Raw genomic sequence first — 19,323 nt, forward strand, 5'->3', positions numbered from 1 at the left:
TACGCCCGTCGTTCAATCCCGTTATTTTTTACGTTTACGTACAATAAATTTATCAGACGCTTTGTTGCGTTTACGAGTTTTGTAACCAAGAGTTGGTTTACCCCAAGGTGAAACTGGTGATTTACGCCCGATTGGTGCACGACCTTCACCACCACCATGTGGGTGATCATTAGGGTTCATTACAGAACCACGAACTGTAGGGCGTTTACCTAACCATCGAGAACGTCCAGCTTTACCAACGTTGATTAATTCGTGTTCTAAGTTACCTACTTGACCTACAGTCGCACGGCAAGTTGCTAAGACTAAGCGTACTTCGCCAGAAGCTAAACGTACTAATACGTATTTACCTTCACGACCTAAGATTTGTGCTTGCGCACCAGCAGATCTTGCTAACTGAGCTCCACGACCAGGTTTTAATTCAATGTTGTGAATGATTGTACCTACTGGAATATCTCCAAGTGGTAATGCATTTCCTGGTTTAATATCTGCATTGGATCCTGATTCGATCTCTTGACCTACTTCAATACCTTTTGGTGCAATGATATAACGTTTCTCTCCATCAGTATAATGGATTAAAGCGATGTTTGCAGAACGGTTTGGATCGTATTCGATTGTAGCAACTTTGCCTGGTATTCCATCTTTGTCACGTTTGAAATCGATAATACGATATTTACGTTTATGTCCACCGCCTTGATGACGAACTGTTAACTTACCTTGGTTATTACGTCCACCGCGTTTCTTTAATGGTGCAAGTAAAGATTTTTCCGGCTGATTAGTAGTAATCTCAGCAAAGTCTGATGCCGTCATAGCTCTACGACCATTAGTGGTTGGTTTAAACTTTTTAATCGCCATCTGATTTCCCTCCTTTATTAATCAAATTACATTGTTTCAAAGAAATCTAGTTCTTTGCTGTCTTCAGATAATTGAACAATCGCTTTTTTACGGTTAGGGCGATATCCGCCATAACGTCCCATGCGCTTGAACTTACCTTTTTTATTCAATGTATTTACGTTTACGACTTTCACACCAAAGATTTCTTCTACTGCATCTTTGATTTGTGATTTATTTGCATCTTTGCTTACTTCAAAAGTATATTTCTTTTCTGCCATTAAGTCTGCAGAGTGTTCAGTAATTACTGGGCGCTTAATAATATCACGTGCATCTGCCATTATGCAAGCACCTCCCCTGCTTTTTCAGCTGCTTCTTTAGTAATGATCAGCTTGTCATGCGTAAGCAAGTCTAATACATTTACTTCACTTACAGATAGTACTTTTACGTTTTGAAGGTTGTTAGCTGATTTAGCTAATACTTCATTCTTGTCAGCTGTAACGATTAATGCTTTTGCATCTACGTTTAATGAAGAAAGCATTGAAACAACTTCTTTTGTTTTAGGAGCTTCAATAGCAATTCCTTCTAATACAACTAAGCTATCGTCTTTTACTTTAGAAGAAAGAGCAGATTTAAGTGCTAATCTACGAACTTTCTTAGGTAAATTGTAGCTATAGCTTCTTGGAGTCGGTCCGAACACTGTTCCACCGCCTACCCATTGTGGCGAACGAGTTGAACCTTGACGTGCACGACCTGTTCCTTTTTGGCGCCATGGTTTACGACCACCACCACGTACTTCCGAACGGTTTTTAACCGCGTGTGTACCTTGGCGAAGAGACGCGCGTTGCATTAAAACAGCATCATGTAGTACATGTTCATTTGGCTCGATTCCGAATACCGCATCGTTAATTTCTACATCACCAACTTGTGATCCAGTTTGATTAAATAGTGCTACTTTAGGCATGACATATCCTCCCTTCAGTTATTAATTAGTTAGCCTTTACTGCACTCGTAATTTTCACGAATGATTTTTTTGCACCTGGTACGTTACCTTTGATTAACAATAGGTTACGTTCAGCATCAACTTTAACTACTTCTAAGTTTTGGATAGTGATTTGTTTACCACCCATTTGACCTGGAAGTTTTTTACCTTTGAAAACTCGTGCCGGGTCAGCAGCAGCACCCATTGAACCTGGTGATCTATGGTAATGAGAACCGTGTGATTCAGGGCCACGTTGTTGGTTGTGACGCTTGATAGCACCTTGGAATCCTTTACCCTTAGAAGTACCTGTTACATCAATAATATCTCCTGCTTCAAAAGCCTCTACGTTGATTTCTTGACCTAAATCATATTCTTCAAGATTTACGTCACGGAATTCACGAACGAAGCGCTTAGGAGTAGTGTTTGCTTTTTCAGCATGTCCTGCTTCCGGTTTGTTCGTACGATTTTTCTTCTGATCAGCGAATCCTACTTGAATTGCTGCATAACCATCATTTTCTTCTGTACGCTTTTGCAGCACAACGTTTGGTTCAGCTTCAACTACTGTAACGGGAATTAATTCACCATCTTCAGAGAAGATCTGAGTCATGCCGATTTTGCGACCTAAGATTCTTTTCGTCATCCGTTACACCTCCTAAAGTGTTAAATGTATATTATAGTTTAATTTCAATATCTACACCTGACGGTAAATCAAGACGCATTAAAGCATCAACCGTTTTTGGTGTTGGACTTACAATGTCAATTAGACGTTTGTGTGTGCGCATTTCAAACTGCTCACGAGAATCTTTATACTTGTGAGTCGCACGCAATACCGTATAAACAGATCTTTCTGTCGGTAACGGAATTGGACCTGAAACTCCTGCACCTGATCTTTTTGCTGTGTCTACGATTTTTTCTGCAGACTGATCTAAGATACGGTGATCATACGCTTTTAAACGAATTCTAATTTTTTCTTTTGCCATTATGTTCCCTCCTTTTCGCCCATTTAGATAATAGACATTCTCCGCGAAAATTCCTTCGCACACTAGCCATGGCAAAGGGGCCGGGTGTGCCAACAACCTTCCGCATCATCGCCTGTTTATGACCAACATTATTCATTATATAGAATTACCGTGATGATTGCAAGATTTATATGAAATTTTTTTAGAAAAATTTTAGGTTTATCCCTTTTGCCACAAGCATTTCTACAGTTTTGAATTGTCGCATTATTCTATACTATTAATCCAGCTAACTACTTCATCCATTACATTACTTTTTTCTTCTGCAGTTATCCTAGCATCATTGTTACCTTTTGGCAATTCATATATACAAAATGCACATCGTCAAAGTTTTTTATTTTCTCTACATCGTCTAATTATAGCCAGCTCTTTATGTTCTATATATAGATATCAGCAGACTGAACGAAATTGTACAAATATAAAAAGCAGATAGCTTAAGCTATCTGCTTTTTTTAATCAACACTGATTACTCAGTGATTTCAGCTACAACACCAGCGCCTACTGTACGTCCACCTTCACGGATTGAGAATTTAGTTCCATCCTCGATCGCGATTGGTGCAATAAGTTCTACAGTCATCTCAATGTTATCACCAGGCATTACCATTTCAACACCTTCTGGAAGGTTGATAACACCAGTTACATCAGTTGTACGGAAGTAGAACTGAGGGCGGTAGTTAGAGAAGAATGGAGTGTGACGTCCACCTTCATCTTTTGAAAGTACATAAACTTCCGCTTTGAATTTAGTATGTGGAGTAATACTACCAGGCTTTGCTAATACTTGACCACGGTTGATGTCTTCACGTGCAACACCACGAAGTAATGCACCAATGTTGTCACCAGCTTCAGCATAATCAAGAAGCTTACGGAACATTTCAACACCAGTAATAGTTGTTTTAGCAGTTTCTTCGTTAAGACCAATGATATCTACTTCATCACCAACTTTAACAACACCACGCTCAACACGTCCTGTTGCTACAGTACCACGACCAGTGATTGAGAATACGTCCTCAACTGGCATCATGAATGATTTCTCAGTATCACGTTCTGGACGAGGAATATACTCATCAACAGCATCCATAAGTTCAAGGATTGCATTTACATATTGCTCTTCACCTTCAAGTGCTTTAAGTGCAGAACCTTTAATTACTGGTACATCATCACCAGGGAATTCGTATTCAGATAATAGATCACGTACTTCCATTTCAACTAGTTCTAGAAGTTCTTCGTCATCTACCATATCACATTTGTTTAAGAATACAACAATCGCAGGTACACCTACTTGACGAGAAAGTAAGATGTGCTCACGAGTTTGTGGCATTGGACCATCTGCAGCAGATACTACAAGGATAGCTCCGTCCATTTGTGCAGCACCAGTGATCATATTTTTAACATAGTCAGCGTGTCCTGGGCAGTCAACGTGTGCATAGTGACGAGAATCTGTTTCATACTCAACGTGTGCAGTTGAGATAGTGATTCCACGTTCCTTCTCTTCTGGAGCACCATCGATTTGGTCGTAAGCACGAGCTTCCCCACTACCAAATTTGTTGAATAATACGTTTGTAATTGCTGCAGTTAAAGTTGTTTTACCATGGTCAACGTGTCCAATTGTACCAATATTAACGTGGTCTTTGGAACGGTCAAATTTTTCTTTAGCCATGTATATTTCCTCCTTTAATTAAGTAAAAGTTTTTATTTATTTTCATGTATCTTGGCTTAGCGATAACTCGTCTAAGCCTATAATACAAGTTATACTTCAGATTGCTGAAAAAATCAATTATAAAAATTATTTATTGTCCAGCATTTTTCTTGATAATTTCTTCTGCTAGACTCTTAGGAACTTCTTCATAATGATCGAAGTGCATAGTGTAAGTACCACGACCTTGTGTATTAGAACGAAGTGAAGTTGCATAACCAAACATTTCTGCTAATGGTACGAATGCTTTAACAACTTGTGCTGTACCTCGAGCTTCCATTCCTTCCACACGTCCACGACGAGAAGTAACATCACCCATGATGTCTCCCATGTATTCTTCTGGGATAACTACCTCAACCTTCATCATTGGTTCAAGGATTGCAGGGTCACATTTGTTCTTCGCTGCTTTAAGCGCCATTGACGCTGCTACTTTAAATGCCGTTTCATTGGAATCGACATCGTGATAACTTCCATCAAAAAGCGTCGCCTTTAAATCGATTAATGGGTATCCTGCAAGTACACCATTTTCCATTGTTTCTTTAATACCAGCCTCAACAGATGCGATGTATTCACGTGGTACTACACCACCAACGATATTATTAACGAATTCAAAACCAGCACCTTCTTCGTTTGGTTCGAATTTAACCCAAACGTGACCATACTGACCACGACCACCAGATTGGCGAACGAATTTACCTTCTACTTCCGCAGAAGCACGGAATGTTTCACGGTAAGATACTTGTGGAGCACCAACGTTAGCTTCTACTTTGAACTCACGTTTCAAACGGTCCACGATAATATCAAGGTGTAACTCACCCATACCAGAAATGATTGTTTGACCAGTTTCCTGATCTGTTTCAGTTCTGAATGTAGGGTCTTCCTCAGCTAGTTTAGCTAATGCAATACCCATCTTATCTTGGTCTGCTTTTGATTTAGGTTCAATCGCAACAGAGATTACTGGTTCAGGGAATTCCATTGATTCTAGGATTACTAGACTTTTCTCATCACATAGTGTGTCTCCAGTACTAGTATCTTTCAAACCAACTGCACCCGCGATATCTCCAGCATAAACTTCATCAATTTCCTCACGAGAGTTTGCGTGCATTTGTAGGATACGTCCTACACGTTCACGTTTATCTTTCGTAGAGTTTTTAATGTATGAACCTGATTTTAAGACACCAGAGTACACACGGAAGAATGTAAGTTTACCAACGAATGGATCTGTCATTACCTTAAACGCAAGTGCTGAGAATGGTTCTTTATCATCAGCTTTACGTACTACTTCTTCTTCTGTATCTGGAACAATACCTTCAATCGCAGCGATATCCAATGGAGATGGTAAGTAATCTACAACACCATCAATTAATAATTGAACACCTTTGTTTTTGAAAGCTGATCCACAGAATACTGGATAAAATTCTACACTTAATGTAGCTTTACGAATAGCGTCTACTAATTCTTCGTTAGAGAATTCTTCACCGTCTAAGTAGCGCATCATTAGTTCTTCATCTAATTCAGCAACTGCTTCAACAAGGTTTGTACGATATTCCTCTGCTTGTTCTTTGTACTCATCAGGAATTGGCTTAGCTTCTGTACGATTACCAAGATCATCAAGGTAGTAGTGAGCTTGCATTGAAACAAGATCAATGATTCCTTCAAATTCATCTTCAGCACCAATTGGAAGTTGTACTGGGTGAGCATTAGCTCCCAAACGATCGCCAATCGTACCTACTGAATAAAGGAAGTCTGCACCGACTTTATCCATTTTGTTTACAAAAACAATACGTGGTACACCATAAGTTGTTGCTTGGCGCCACACTGTTTCTGTTTGCGGTTCTACACCAGACTGAGCATCTAGTACAGCTACCGCACCATCAAGTACACGTAATGAACGCTCAACTTCTACTGTGAAGTCTACGTGTCCAGGTGTATCGATGATGTTAATACGGTTACCTTTCCATTGCGCAGTTGTAGCTGCAGAGGTAATGGTAATACCGCGTTCTTGTTCCTGATCCATCCAGTCCATTTGAGAAGCACCTTCGTGTGTTTCTCCGATTTTGTGGATACGACCTGTGTAGTACAAGATACGTTCTGTTGCTGTTGTTTTACCAGCATCGATGTGAGCCATGATACCGATATTACGTGTATTCTCCAAGGAGAACTCTCTAGGCATGAATATTTCTCCTTCCTACATATAATATAGTGGTTTGATAATTACCAGCGGTAGTGAGCAAATGCTTTGTTTGCTTCCGCCATTTTGTGCATATCTTCGCGTTTTTTAACAGACGCACCTGTATTGTTTGAAGCATCTAGGATTTCATTCGCTAAACGCTCTTCCATTGTTTTTTCACCGCGAAGACGAGAGTAATTTACGATGTAACGTAAACCTAAAGCTTGACGACGTTCTGGTCTAACCTCAACTGGTACTTGGTAGTTAGAACCACCAACACGACGAGCGCGTACTTCAAGTACTGGCATAACGTTTTTCATAGCTTGTTCAAAAACGTCCATTGCGTTCTGGCCGCTACGTTCTTGTACTAATTCAAACGCACTATACAAAATCTTTTGTGCTTTACCTCTTTTTCCATCAACCATAATTTGATTGATTAAACGTGTAACAAGTTTTGAGTTGTATAACGGATCTGGTAAGACATCACGCTTTTGTACTGGTCCTTTACGTGGCATATCTTTCCCTCCTTCCTAAAATCTTATTGAAGAAATTATTTTTTCTTAGGTCTTTTCGCTCCGTATTTAGAACGACCTTGCATACGACCTTCAACACCTGAAGTATCAAGTGCACCACGAACGATATGGTAACGTACCCCTGGTAAGTCTTTTACACGTCCACCACGAATTAACACTACACTGTGCTCTTGTAAGTTGTGTCCAATTCCAGGAATATAAGCTGTTACCTCGATTTGGTTTGACAAACGTACACGTGCATATTTACGAAGTGCAGAGTTTGGTTTCTTAGGTGTTAGCGTACCAACACGAGTACATACACCACGTTTTTGTGGAGAAGATTGATCAGTCGCAATTTTTCTACGGCTGTTATAACCTTTATTTAAAGCTGGTGAATCTGACTTTTTAGACTTAGATACACGACCTTTACGAACTAATTGATTAATAGTTGGCATCTAGATTTCCTCCTCTCTTTAGTAAAGATGTAATACCACACATCCAGGTGGTTCATATTAGAGCAAAAAACAAAGTCTTCGCAAATAATTGCCAAAACTTTATTGTTTGATCACTACGGTTGCTGCTCCAACATCTATTCCACAAGCTTTTCCTAGTTCTTTCATAGAATCCACATAAGAAATAGGTACAGAGTGTTCTGTCGCAGTCTGTGAAACTCTGCTAGTTAAATGCAAATCAGCATCACTAGCAATGATCACTTCTTTTGCATGACCATTTTTAATGGCTTTTAAGACTTGTTTTGTTCCGATTATCTTTTCAGTATTTACCTGTGCCACTTTTTCATAAGACATATTCATATCCTCCAAAGCAAACAAGGATAACGGAAGCACCTTAAATATACTATCATCACCAAAAAATAAAGTCAACTTTTATTTGTGAATTTATACAATTATTTAAAGTATTTCGTCCTTGTTGTCTATCAAGTAAATGTATTTAATGGGTTACCCGCCACTTTATATGGCAGGTAATCCATTTATAAAAGTTATTGTGTAACTTCTTCAGAGTTTGTTTCTGCTTGCTTTAGATCTTCTGCTAGTTTTTCTTGAATCTTACGATAACGCGGCATACCAGTACCTGCTGGGACAAGTTTACCAATAATAACATTCTCTTTCAATCCTAACAGTTCATCACGTTTACCTTTAATTGCTGCATCTGTTAATACTCTAGTTGTTTCTTGGAATGACGCAGCTGATAAGAATGAATCTGTTTCTAGAGATGCTTTAGTGATACCTAGTAATACTGGACGACCTACTGCTGGTTGACCACCTGTTACTAGCGCTTCTTTATTAGCATCCTTGAACTGGTGAATTTCTAATAGAGAGCCAGGTAGTACTTCTGTATCTCCAGCATCAGCAACACGTACTTTACGAAGCATTTGTCGCACCATTACCTCGACGTGTTTATCACCAATCTCTACCCCTTGCATACGGTATACTTTCTGTACCTCTTTTAATAGATACGTTTGTACGCCGTCGATACCTTGGATTTTCAGTAGTTCTTTCGGATCAATAGAACCTTCTGTCAATGGTTGACCAGCTTCTACTGAATCGCCAATCGCTACTTTAAGTCGAGAACCGTATGGAGCTGTATAAGTTTTTGTCTCTACAGCACTTTGAACAACGATTTCTTGTTTGTCTTTGACTTCTGTAACATCTTGAACAATACCATTCAGTTCTGAAATAACTGCCTGACCTTTCGGATTACGCGCTTCGAAGATCTCTTGAATACGCGGTAAACCTTGTGTAATATCGTTACCTGCTACCCCACCAGTGTGGAATGTACGCATTGTTAACTGTGTACCTGGCTCACCGATAGATTGAGCAGCGATGATACCTACCGCTTCTCCTACTTCTACTTCTTCACCAGTAGCTAGGTTACGGCCGTAACATTTTTTACATGCACCATGTTTGGTATTACATGTGAAAGCAGAGCGGATAGTTACCTCTTCAATTCCTGCTTCTGTGATTTCTTTCGCTGCATCTTCAGAAATTACTTCGTTTTTCGCAACGATAAGTTCATTTGTTTCTGGATGCTTCACGTTTTGGAATGCCGTTCTACCAACTAGACGATCAAATAATGGTTCGATCATTTCCGTACCTTCTGTAATAGCAGATACTGTTAAGCCACGATCTGTTCCACAATCATCCTCACGGATAATAACATCCTGCGCAACATCAACTAGACGTCTTGTTAAGTAACCAGAGTCTGCTGTCTTAAGGGCTGTATCGGCAAGACCTTTACGAGCACCGTGTGTAGAGATAAAGTATTCTAATACTGTTAAACCTTCACGGAAACTTGATTTAATCGGCAACTCAATAATTCGACCAGCCGGGTTGGCCATTAACCCACGCATACCTGCTAACTGTGTAAAGTTAGACGCGTTACCACGAGCTCCTGAATCACTCATCATGAAGATCGGGTTACTGTTATCTAGTGATTGCATTAGTTTAGCTTGAATTGTATCTTTTGCTTGAGACCAAACAGCAATGACACGATCATAGCGTTCTTCTTCCGTAATAAGACCTCGACGGAATTGCTTCGTAACTTTATCTACTTTATCTTGTGCTTCTTTCAAGATTTCTTCTTTCTCAGAAAGCACTACGATATCGGCAACACCAACTGTAATACCAGCTTTAGTAGAGTAAGCAAATCCTAAATCTTTCATGCGGTCAAGCATTTTAGATGTTTCACTAATTTTGAACTTCTTGAATACTTCTGCAATGATATCACCAAGAATACCTTTTTTGAACGGTGCAATAATATCACGTTTTGCAATTTCTTGTGTGATATTAACACCTTGTTCAACAAAGTATTTATCAGGTGTTGCAACTTCTAAGTTTTGCTGTGTTGGCTCATTCATATAAGGGAATGATTCTGGCAGCATACTGTTAAAAATTAATTTACCAACAGTGGTAATTAATAATTTGTTTGTTTGTTCTTCTGTGAATGCTTCTTTATTTAGTGAAGATGGTTGAACGGCAACACGAGTGTGTAAATGTACATAGCCATTTTGATAAGCTAGCATTGCTTCGTTTAGATCTTTGAAGATCATACCTTCACCAATAGCATTTTCACGTTCTAATGTTAAGTAATAGTTACCTAATACCATATCCTGTGATGGTGTAACAACTGGTTTACCATCTTTAGGGTTTAGAATGTTTTGAGCGGCAAGCATTAAAATACGAGCTTCTGCCTGTGCTTCTGCTGATAACGGAACGTGTACCGCCATTTGGTCACCGTCAAAATCTGCGTTGTATGCTGTACACACTAATGGGTGCAAGCGAATCGCACGACCTTCTACAAGTGTAGGTTCAAATGCTTGAATACCTAAACGGTGAAGAGTTGGTGCACGGTTTAGTAATACTGGGTGTTCTTTAATTACATCTTCAAGGACATCCCATACTTCCTCATGTAATCTTTCAATTTTCCGTTTAGCAGATTTAATGTTATGCGCTAATCCACGCTCTACTAATTCTTTCATGATAAACGGTTTGAATAATTCAACCGCCATTTCTTTCGGTAGACCACATTGGTACATTTTCAAATGTGGACCTACGACGATTACAGAACGTCCAGAATAGTCAACACGTTTACCTAATAAGTTTTGACGGAAACGACCTTGTTTACCTTTCAACATATGAGATAAAGATTTTAACGGACGGTTACCTGGACCAGTTACTGGGCGTCCACGACGTCCATTATCAATAAGTGCGTCAACAGCTTCTTGAAGCATACGTTTTTCATTCTGCACGATAATGCTTGGAGCACCTAAATCAAGAAGACGTTTCAAACGATTATTACGATTGATTACTCGACGATATAAGTCGTTTAAATCTGAAGTAGCAAAGCGTCCACCATCTAACTGAACCATTGGTCTTAATTCTGGCGGGATAATAGGCAATACATCCATAATCATCCAACTTGGTTCATTACCAGAGTTACGGAATGCCTCTAATACTTCTAAACGTTTAATCGCGCGAGTTCTACGTTGACCTTGTGCTGATTTTAATTCTTCACGTAGAATTTCTACTTCTTTTTCAAGATCGATATCTTGTAAGATTTTTTTGATTGCTTCTGCACCCATGTCAGCTTTGAATGAGCTACCATATTTATCGCGATAAGCACGGTATTCTTTTTCAGATAGCAATTGTTTTTTCTCAAGTGCCGTATCACCTGGATCCGTTACGATGTATGCTGCGAAGTAAATAACTTCTTCCAGCGCTCTAGGTGACATATCTAGTACTAATCCCATACGACTAGGAATACCTTTGAAATACCAGATGTGTGATACCGGCGCAGCCAATTCGATGTGACCCATGCGTTCACGACGAACTTTTGCTTTTGTTACTTCCACACCACAACGATCACATACAACACCTTTATATCTTACACGCTTATATTTACCACAATGACATTCCCAATCTTTTGTAGGACCGAAAATTCGTTCACAAAACAGACCATCTTTTTCAGGTTTTAATGTACGATAATTAATCGTTTCTGGTTTCTTTACCTCACCAAATGACCATGAACGGATTTTATTTGGTGACGCTAATCCAATCTTCATATATTCAAAATTATTTACATCTAACAAGGGGTAAACCTCCCTTTTAGTCTTTTGTTTTGATTCAAGCATTATGCTTATTAACGATTCGCGCCCGATCAATCTTGCGAGAAGGTTGATCGGGTTTGAATATAGTTAACCTCTATTTGCTAGGTGCTTCTTCTATCTCTAAATTAAAGTTGTCAGCAGATTGCGAATCATCATCTTCATCATCTGTGAGCTCAATTTCTTGCTCATCACCTGATAACATCTTCACATCCATACCTAAACTTTGTAATTCTTTAATCAATACTTTAAATGATTCTGGGATTCCTGGTTCAGGAACGTTATCACCTTTAACAATTGATTCATATGTTTTCACACGACCAACTGTATCATCTGATTTAACAGTTAAGATTTCTTGTAATGTGTAAGCAGCACCATATGCTTCAAGTGCCCATACCTCCATCTCACCGAAACGTTGTCCACCAAATTGTGCTTTACCACCTAATGGTTGTTGCGTAACTAGTGAGTATGGTCCTGTTGAACGAGCGTGTAGTTTGTCATCTACCATGTGTGCTAGTTTAATCATATACATAACACCAACAGATACACGGTTATCAAATGGTTCACCTGTACGTCCGTCATAAAGGATTGTTTTCGCATCTCTAGCTAATCCTGCTTCTTCTAGTGTTTCCCAAACATCTTCCTCACGCGCACCATCAAATACAGGTGATGCAACATGAATACCAAGTTGTCTCGCAGCCATACCTAAGTGCAACTCAAGCACTTGCCCGATATTCATACGAGAAGGTACCCCTAATGGGTTTAACATGATATCGATCGGTGTACCGTCTGGTAGGAATGGCATATCTTCTTCTGGTAATATCTTAGAGATAACCCCTTTATTACCGTGACGACCGGCCATTTTATCCCCTTCATGTATTTTACGTTTTTGTACGATATATACACGAACTAACTGGTTAACACCTGGTGGTAATTCATCACCGTCTGCACGGTTGAAGATCTTAACATCTAGTACAATACCACCTGCACCGTGAGGTACTCTTAGTGATGTATCACGAACTTCACGAGCTTTTTCACCAAAGATAGCATGTAATAGACGTTCTTCAGCTGATAATTCTGTTACCCCTTTAGGCGTAACCTTACCAACTAATAAATCACCGTCATCCACTTCTGCACCGACACGAATAATACCTCTTTCATCTAAATCACGCAATGCATCTTCCCCAACATTAGGGATATCACGTGTGATCTCTTCAGGTCCTAACTTCGTATCACGCGCTTCCGATTCGTACTCTTCAATATGAATAGAAGTATATACATCATCTTTTACAAGGCGCTCACTCATGATGATCGCATCCTCGTAGTTATATCCTTCCCATGTCATAAATCCAACAAGTACGTTCTGACCTAACGCTAATTCACCTAACTCCATTGAAGGTCCATCAGCTAGGATTTCTCCTTTTGTGACACGGTCACCTTTAGACACGATTGGACGTTGGTTAATCGAAGTACCGTGGTTAGAACGGATGAATTTCTGTAGGCGATAGCGATCTAAGTCACCTTCTACTTCTTTTCCATCTACTTCTGTAATACGGCGAACAAGCACTTCTTTTGCTTCTACACGTTCAACAATACCTTCGTACTTACAAATAATGGCCGCACCAGAGTCTTTACCAGATACATATTCCATACCTGTACCAACGATTGGTGATCTCGGTTGAATAAGCGGCACTGCTTGACGCTGCATGTTCGCACCCATCAAGGCACGGTTGGAGTCATCGTTTTCCAAGAAAGGAATACATGCTGTCGCTGCAGATACTACTTGCTTAGGCGAAACGTCCATATAGTCAATTTTTTCACGTTTAACCATCGTGTTTTCACCACGGAACCTTGAGATAACTTCTTCATCTGCAAACGTTCCATCTTCATTTAATTTCGCATTTGCTTGCGCAACAACATAGTTATCTTCTTCGTCAGCTGTTAAATAATCCATCTGACCTGTCACTTGACCTGTTTCTGGGTCAACACGGCGATATGGCGTTTCAATGAAACCAAATTTATTAACTCTTGCATAAGATGATAATGAGTTAATCAAACCGATGTTAGGACCCTCAGGTGTTTCGATCGGACACATACGACCATAGTGAGAATAGTGAACGTCACGCACTTCCATACCAGCACGTTCACGAGTTAGACCACCAGGTCCTAGTGCAGATAAACGTCTCTTATGTGTTAATTCGGCTAATGGATTTGTTTGATCCATAAACTGTGATAACTGCGAGCTACCAAAGAATTCTTTAATAGATGCAATTACTGGACGAATATTAATCAATTGCTGTGGCGTAATAGATGAAGTGTCTTGGATAGACATTCTTTCACGAACCACACGCTCCATACGTGATAAACCGATTCTGAATTGATTTTGTAACAATTCACCGACTGAACGAAGACGACGATTTCCTAAGTGGTCAATATCGTCTGTATCTCCGATTCCGTGTAAAATGTTAAAGAAATAACTGATAGCAGAAAGAATATCAGCAGGTGTAATATGTTTAATGCTATCATCCACATTACAGTTACCTAATACGGTTAGCTTTCTTTCCCCTTCCGGATCAGTTGGATCAATAATTTTTACTGATTGCACATGAATTGGTTCTTCTAACACACCTTCATGTGGCTCCAATACTTTTTCGCCGAAACGATTTTCTTCTGAATCTAGTATTGGTAAGATTTTATCTAACAATCGTCTATCAAGCTGATCTCCTGCATTAGCAATCACTTCACCCGTTTCAGGATCTACTAATGGCTCTGCGAGAATCTGATTGAATAAACGGTTTTTCAAATGTAATTTTTTATTTAATTTATAACGACCAACATGCGCTAAGTCATATCGTTTCGGATCAAAGAATCGTGAAACTAATAAGCTTTTAGCATTTTCTACTGTTGGTGGCTCTCCTGGACGTAGACGTTCATAAATTTCTAATAACGCCTTTTCACTAGTTTCTGTATTGTCTTTTTCTAGAGTGTTCCTCAAGTATTCATTCTCTCCAAGTAACTCTAGAATCTCTTGATCATCACCGAAACCTAGTGCTCTAAGTAATACAGTGATAGGTAGTTTTCTAGTACGATCAATTCGTACGTGAACAACGTCTTTTGCGTCTGTTTCGAACTCTAACCATGCACCTCTATTTGGAATAACTGTAGCACCAAAGCCACGTTTTCCGTTTTTATCAATCTTCTCATTGAAGTAAACACTTGGCGAACGAACAAGCTGTGAAACGATAACACGTTCTGCACCATTGATTACAAAGGTGCCTGTTTCCGTCATTAACGGGAAATCTCCCATAAATACTTCTTGCTCTTTTACTTCACCCGTCTCGTTATTTAACAAACGAACTTTCACTCGAAGAGGAGCGTTGTAAGTTACATCTCTTTCTTTCGATTCATCGACTGGATATTTCGGTTCATCAAGCTTATAATCGACGAATTCCAGTGATAAATTACCGGCGAAATCTTCGATTGGAGAAATATCTTGAAACATTTCTCTTAAGCCCTCATCTAAGAACCATTGATAGGATGCAGTTTGAATCTCGATTAAATTTGGTAATTCTAATACCTCGCTGATACGCGCATAGCTTCGGCGTTGGCGGTGTCGTCCGTATTGAACTAGTTGACCTGTCAACTGATTCACCCCTCGATCAATATTAAAGATAGTTGCTATAAAAATAGCACAAATGAAACCACACCTACTATTTATACACAACTTACTATAGTGATTTGACATTTTTCTATAGATCGTATAAATTTAGTAAGTGTTAAACACTCGTTCGGTTAAAGAACCGAACAAACTTGTAAGCAAAGCATGCACAAGTTCTATATAGACATCTGCATGTGCAAATGTTATTCATTTACTAATAGTAGTACTGTGGAAATAATAAAAAGGATTCATAAAAGGTTACGTAGATAATCTCTATTAGCTAATAGCCGATGATAGTAACAAAAAAATATGCCAAGGTGTAAAAAGTCATCATGTTAAATAGTTTTGCCTATATCGCAAAAAAATATACATTTCCTAACATTTTCACTTGACAAACCTTCCGTTCTATTGGCATTTTTTAATACTACCACAATCATTTAACAGAGTCAAACTATTTTGCACAGAAAATAAAATAACCTTTCGCTTTCGTTACAACCTCTACTTCAGCAAATAATTCAGCTAGCTTCTTTTTCGCTGAAGGTGCTCCTTGTTTCTTTTGGATAACCACCCACAACTCCCCGTTGGGCATCAACGCTTCTTTTGCTTCTTCAAACATTTGGTGAACAACCTGTTTACCAGCTCTAATCGGCGGATTTGTCAAAATTGCTGCGAATCTTTGGTCCGTTATCTTAGCTAAGATATCACTTTCTTTAAACGACACATTCTTTACGCTGTTTTGTTCAGCATTTTTTTTAGCCAATTCCAATGCTCTCCCATTCACATCCACTCCAACAACACTTCTTTCAGGATATGCCGCTGCTAAAGAGAGACTGATCGGACCATATCCACAACCTATATCAAGAATAGGACCTTTTATATCTGGCATATCAAATGCTTCGATTAATACACGCGAACCGAAGTCAACTTCACTCTTAGAAAACACTCCGTTATCTGTTGTAAACGTAAATTTTCTACCTCGTAATTCATACACCCACGTTTGTGGATTACTTTCAACATCTGGAGATTGCGAGAAATACTGATCCATCAACACACCTTCCTTCTTTTTTCATTCTAAACAGGCAAAGGACTAAGAAGCAAGCAAGAAACACTCCTTTACCAGATTAAGAAAGAACAAAGCAACCCAACACGAGTTGCTTTGTTCTGTTTCTCTCTTTTTATCCGCAAAGAAAGCTCGCCATTATCCATAGCGAGCTTTCTTTTTAGCGTAATGCTTATTTTAATTCGATAGATGCTCCAGCTTCTTCAAGCTTAGCTTTCATTTCTTCTGCTTCTTCTTTGCTAATGCCCTCTTTAACTGCTCCAGGTGCATTATCTACAAGGTCTTTAGCATCTTTAAGTCCAAGACCAGTGATTTCACGTACAGCTTTAACCACTTTGATTTTAGAAGATCCAGCACTTTCAAGTACTACATCAAATTCAGTTTGTTCAGCTTCTGCTTCTCCACCTGCTGCTGCACCTGCTACTGCTACAGGAGCTGCTGCAGTTACTCCAAATTCTTCTTCAATTGCTTTTACTAAGTCGTTTAAATCAAGAACAGACATTTCTTTGATTGCTTCGATAATTTGCTCTTTAGACATGTTCAATTCCTCCTAATTTTTTATATTATTTTACGAACATAATTTGTTTTGCAATAAAAACTTACGCACCTTGCTCTTCTTTTTGCTCTGCAATTGCTTTTGTAGCATATGCAAAGTTTCGTACTGGTGCTTGTAGTACGCTGAGTAACATAGAAACCATACCTTCGTAGTTTGGAAGGTTTGCAAGTTCTTGAATTTGCTCAAGAGTTGCCACTGATCCTTCAACCACGCCACCTTTGATTTCTAACGCTTCGTGCTCTTTAGCAAAGTTATTTAATACTTTCGCCGGAGCCACAACATCATCTTTACTGAATGCAATAGCTGTTGGTCCTACTAATACATCATTTAAATCAGTAAGTTCAGCTTCTTCAACCGCACGACGAGTCATTGTGTTTTTGTACACTTTGAACTCCACGCCCGCTTCACGTAATTGTGAACGCAATTCTGTAACTTCTGCAACATCAAGACCTCGGTAGTCTACAAGAATCGTTGATTGGCATTCACGAAGTTTATCCGCGATTTCAGAAACGACTTGTTTCTTTTGCTCGATTACATTTGACATGATTACACCTCCTAGAACGCGATCATTATACCGTTCGCACAAAACGAAAACCTCCATATCTAAGCAGACATGGAGGTTTATGACTGTAAACAGCAAATCCTAAAAAGATCTCTGTTCATTATATCAGACACACCTCGGTAGGAAATTAAGCTTTCGCACCTACTGTCTACGGTATAATGTATTTAATTAATATTTAAAAAGTCAACTTGACCCTTGAAGATTATATTAAACTTTAAAGTAAAAGTCAAGAGAATTATTTAGTGTATACAGATGAATCTACTTTAACACCTGGTCCCATAGTAGATGAAACTGCTACGTTACGCATATACGTACCTTTAGCTGCTTGAGGCTTAGCTTTTGCAATTGTTTCTGCAACTGCGTTGAAGTTTTCAACAAGCTTATCAAGTTCAAATGATACTTTACCAATCGGCACATGAATGTTTGATTGTTTATCTACACGGTATTCTACTTTACCTGCTTTGATTTCATTAACAGCTTTTTCTACTTCAAAAGTAACTGTTCCTGTTTTAGGGTTTGGCATTAGACCTTTTGGACCTAATACACGACCAAGTTTACCAACTTCAGCCATCATGTCTGGAGTTGCTACAACTACATCAAATTCAAACCAACCTTGGTTGATTTTGTTGATTAATTCTTGATCTCCTACATAGTCAGCTCCAGCAGCTTCTGCTTCCTTCGCTTTATCCCCTTTAGCAAATACAAGTACTGATTGTGATTTACCTGTACCATGTGGTAGCACCATTGCTCCACGAATTTGTTGATCTGCTTTCTTAGGATCTACTCCTAAACGGAATGCAGCCTCAACTGTTTCATCAAAGCTTGCTGTTGAAGCTTTTTGTACTAATTCTAAAGCTTCTTTCGCATCATACAATTTAGTTCGATCAACAAGTTTTAAAGCTTCTTGTTGTTTTTTTGTTTTCTTTGCCATTTTAAAATTCCTCCTTTGTGGTTTTAGCGGTTATACCTCCCACTTTTTTAAAACGTAAATAGATTTGTCAAAGTTAAAGGTTGCGGGTGATGAACAAAATCCTCCACTACCGCAACCTTCCATTACTCTACAACGCTGTGAGATTAGTCTTCGATAACAATACCCATGCTGCGCGCTGTACCTTCGACCATACGCATTGCAGCTTCAACATCAGCAGCATTTAAATCTGGCATTTTTGTTTCGGCAATTTCTTTTACCTTGTCGCGTTTAAGTGTTGCCACTTTGTTACGATTTGGTTCACCTGACCCAGATTCAATACCAGCTGCTTTTTTAAGCAACACAGCTGCTGGTGGAGTTTTGGTAATGAATGTAAATGAACGGTCTTCATATACCGTAATTTCTACTGGAATAATCATGCCAGCTTGATCTTGTGTTTTAGCGTTAAACTCTTTACAAAATCCCATGATGTTAATACCTGCTTGACCTAATGCAGGACCAACTGGTGGTGCTGGATTCGCTTTTCCGGCTGGAATTTGAAGTTTTACAATTGAATCTACTTTTTTAGCCACGAGACACACCTCCTTAAGTCCGTGATGTGGTAATAGGGCTTTTGCCCTCCCACTCGATTACATATGAAAAAATAACCTTATACTCGGGGCATAAAGAACATTAAAATCTTAGCATTTTATCAACAAAAATGCAAGTGATTTTACCACATTTATACGATGAAATCT

At 39.0% G+C, this 19,323-nt stretch carries 17 protein-coding genes and 1 other annotated feature; all 17 genes read right to left on the reverse strand.

Going from position 1 to position 19,323, the window contains the following annotated elements:
• Window positions 1–21: 21 nt before the first annotated feature.
• Window positions 22–852 (reverse strand): 50S ribosomal protein L2, encoded by an 831-nt coding sequence (gene rplB, locus SH601_RS15475; protein WP_319959235.1) that lies wholly within the window; start codon window positions 850–852, stop codon window positions 22–24.
• A 26-nt stretch (window positions 853–878) separates the two neighbouring features.
• Window positions 879–1,169 (reverse strand): 50S ribosomal protein L23, encoded by a 291-nt coding sequence (gene rplW, locus SH601_RS15480; RefSeq protein WP_319959236.1) that lies wholly within the window; start codon window positions 1,167–1,169, stop codon window positions 879–881.
• Window positions 1,169–1,792, reverse strand: a complete 624-nt coding sequence (rplD, locus tag SH601_RS15485) for a 50S ribosomal protein L4 (RefSeq protein WP_319959237.1) — start codon at window positions 1,790–1,792, stop codon at window positions 1,169–1,171. Before rplD ends, rplW begins: the two co-directional genes overlap by 1 nt.
• 25 nt (window positions 1,793–1,817) lie before the next feature.
• The gene (gene rplC / locus SH601_RS15490; protein WP_319959238.1) at window positions 1,818–2,450 is read right to left on the reverse strand and encodes a 50S ribosomal protein L3; all 633 of its coding nucleotides are present in this window, start codon (window positions 2,448–2,450) and stop codon (window positions 1,818–1,820) included.
• Between the two features lie 31 nt (window positions 2,451–2,481).
• Window positions 2,482–2,790, reverse strand: coding sequence for a 30S ribosomal protein S10 (gene rpsJ / locus SH601_RS15495; protein WP_319959239.1), 309 nt, complete (start codon window positions 2,788–2,790; stop codon window positions 2,482–2,484).
• A gap of 502 nt (window positions 2,791–3,292) precedes the next feature.
• Window positions 3,293–4,483, reverse strand: a complete 1,191-nt coding sequence (gene tuf, locus SH601_RS15500) for an elongation factor Tu (RefSeq protein WP_319959240.1) — start codon at window positions 4,481–4,483, stop codon at window positions 3,293–3,295.
• Window positions 4,484–4,613: 130 nt separating this feature from the next.
• Complete coding sequence (fusA, locus tag SH601_RS15505; protein WP_319959242.1) at window positions 4,614–6,692, reverse strand: elongation factor G; 2,079 nt, start codon at window positions 6,690–6,692, stop codon at window positions 4,614–4,616.
• Window positions 6,693–6,733: 41 nt separating this feature from the next.
• Window positions 6,734–7,204, reverse strand: coding sequence for a 30S ribosomal protein S7 (gene rpsG / locus SH601_RS15510; RefSeq protein WP_319959243.1), 471 nt, complete (start codon window positions 7,202–7,204; stop codon window positions 6,734–6,736).
• A gap of 35 nt (window positions 7,205–7,239) precedes the next feature.
• Window positions 7,240–7,656 carry a 30S ribosomal protein S12 gene (rpsL, locus tag SH601_RS15515; protein ID WP_319959244.1) on the reverse strand — a complete coding sequence of 139 codons (417 nt, stop codon included), beginning with the start codon at window positions 7,654–7,656 and terminating at the stop codon, window positions 7,240–7,242.
• A 99-nt stretch (window positions 7,657–7,755) separates the two neighbouring features.
• Window positions 7,756–8,007 (reverse strand): 50S ribosomal protein L7ae-like protein, encoded by a 252-nt coding sequence (locus SH601_RS15520; protein WP_319959245.1) that lies wholly within the window; start codon window positions 8,005–8,007, stop codon window positions 7,756–7,758.
• A gap of 191 nt (window positions 8,008–8,198) precedes the next feature.
• Window positions 8,199–11,807 carry a DNA-directed RNA polymerase subunit beta' gene (rpoC, locus tag SH601_RS15525; protein WP_319959246.1) on the reverse strand — a complete coding sequence of 1,203 codons (3,609 nt, stop codon included), beginning with the start codon at window positions 11,805–11,807 and terminating at the stop codon, window positions 8,199–8,201.
• Window positions 11,808–11,919: 112 nt separating this feature from the next.
• Window positions 11,920–15,465: a DNA-directed RNA polymerase subunit beta gene (gene rpoB / locus SH601_RS15530; RefSeq protein WP_319959247.1), complete on the reverse strand. Its 3,546-nt coding sequence runs from the start codon at window positions 15,463–15,465 to the stop codon at window positions 11,920–11,922.
• A 466-nt stretch (window positions 15,466–15,931) separates the two neighbouring features.
• The gene (locus SH601_RS15535) at window positions 15,932–16,525 is read right to left on the reverse strand and encodes a class I SAM-dependent methyltransferase (protein WP_413775138.1); all 594 of its coding nucleotides are present in this window, start codon (window positions 16,523–16,525) and stop codon (window positions 15,932–15,934) included.
• 187 nt (window positions 16,526–16,712) lie between these two features.
• On the reverse strand, window positions 16,713–17,078 hold the full coding sequence (gene rplL / locus SH601_RS15540; RefSeq protein ID WP_319959249.1) for a 50S ribosomal protein L7/L12: 366 nt from the start codon (window positions 17,076–17,078) through the stop codon (window positions 16,713–16,715).
• A gap of 61 nt (window positions 17,079–17,139) precedes the next feature.
• On the reverse strand, window positions 17,140–17,640 hold the full coding sequence (rplJ, locus tag SH601_RS15545) for a 50S ribosomal protein L10 (RefSeq protein ID WP_319959250.1): 501 nt from the start codon (window positions 17,638–17,640) through the stop codon (window positions 17,140–17,142).
• Between the two features lie 35 nt (window positions 17,641–17,675).
• Window positions 17,676–17,830, reverse strand: a sequence feature (ribosomal protein L10 leader region).
• A gap of 63 nt (window positions 17,831–17,893) precedes the next feature.
• The gene (rplA, locus tag SH601_RS15550; protein WP_319959251.1) at window positions 17,894–18,589 is read right to left on the reverse strand and encodes a 50S ribosomal protein L1; all 696 of its coding nucleotides are present in this window, start codon (window positions 18,587–18,589) and stop codon (window positions 17,894–17,896) included.
• A gap of 143 nt (window positions 18,590–18,732) precedes the next feature.
• Window positions 18,733–19,158, reverse strand: a complete 426-nt coding sequence (gene rplK / locus SH601_RS15555) for a 50S ribosomal protein L11 (RefSeq protein WP_319959252.1) — start codon at window positions 19,156–19,158, stop codon at window positions 18,733–18,735.
• Window positions 19,159–19,323: the final 165 nt, after the last annotated feature.

Origin of the sequence: Gracilibacillus pellucidus (assembly GCF_033949965.1) — a bacterium.
Classification (GTDB): domain Bacteria; phylum Bacillota; class Bacilli; order Bacillales; family Amphibacillaceae; genus Gracilibacillus; species Gracilibacillus pellucidus.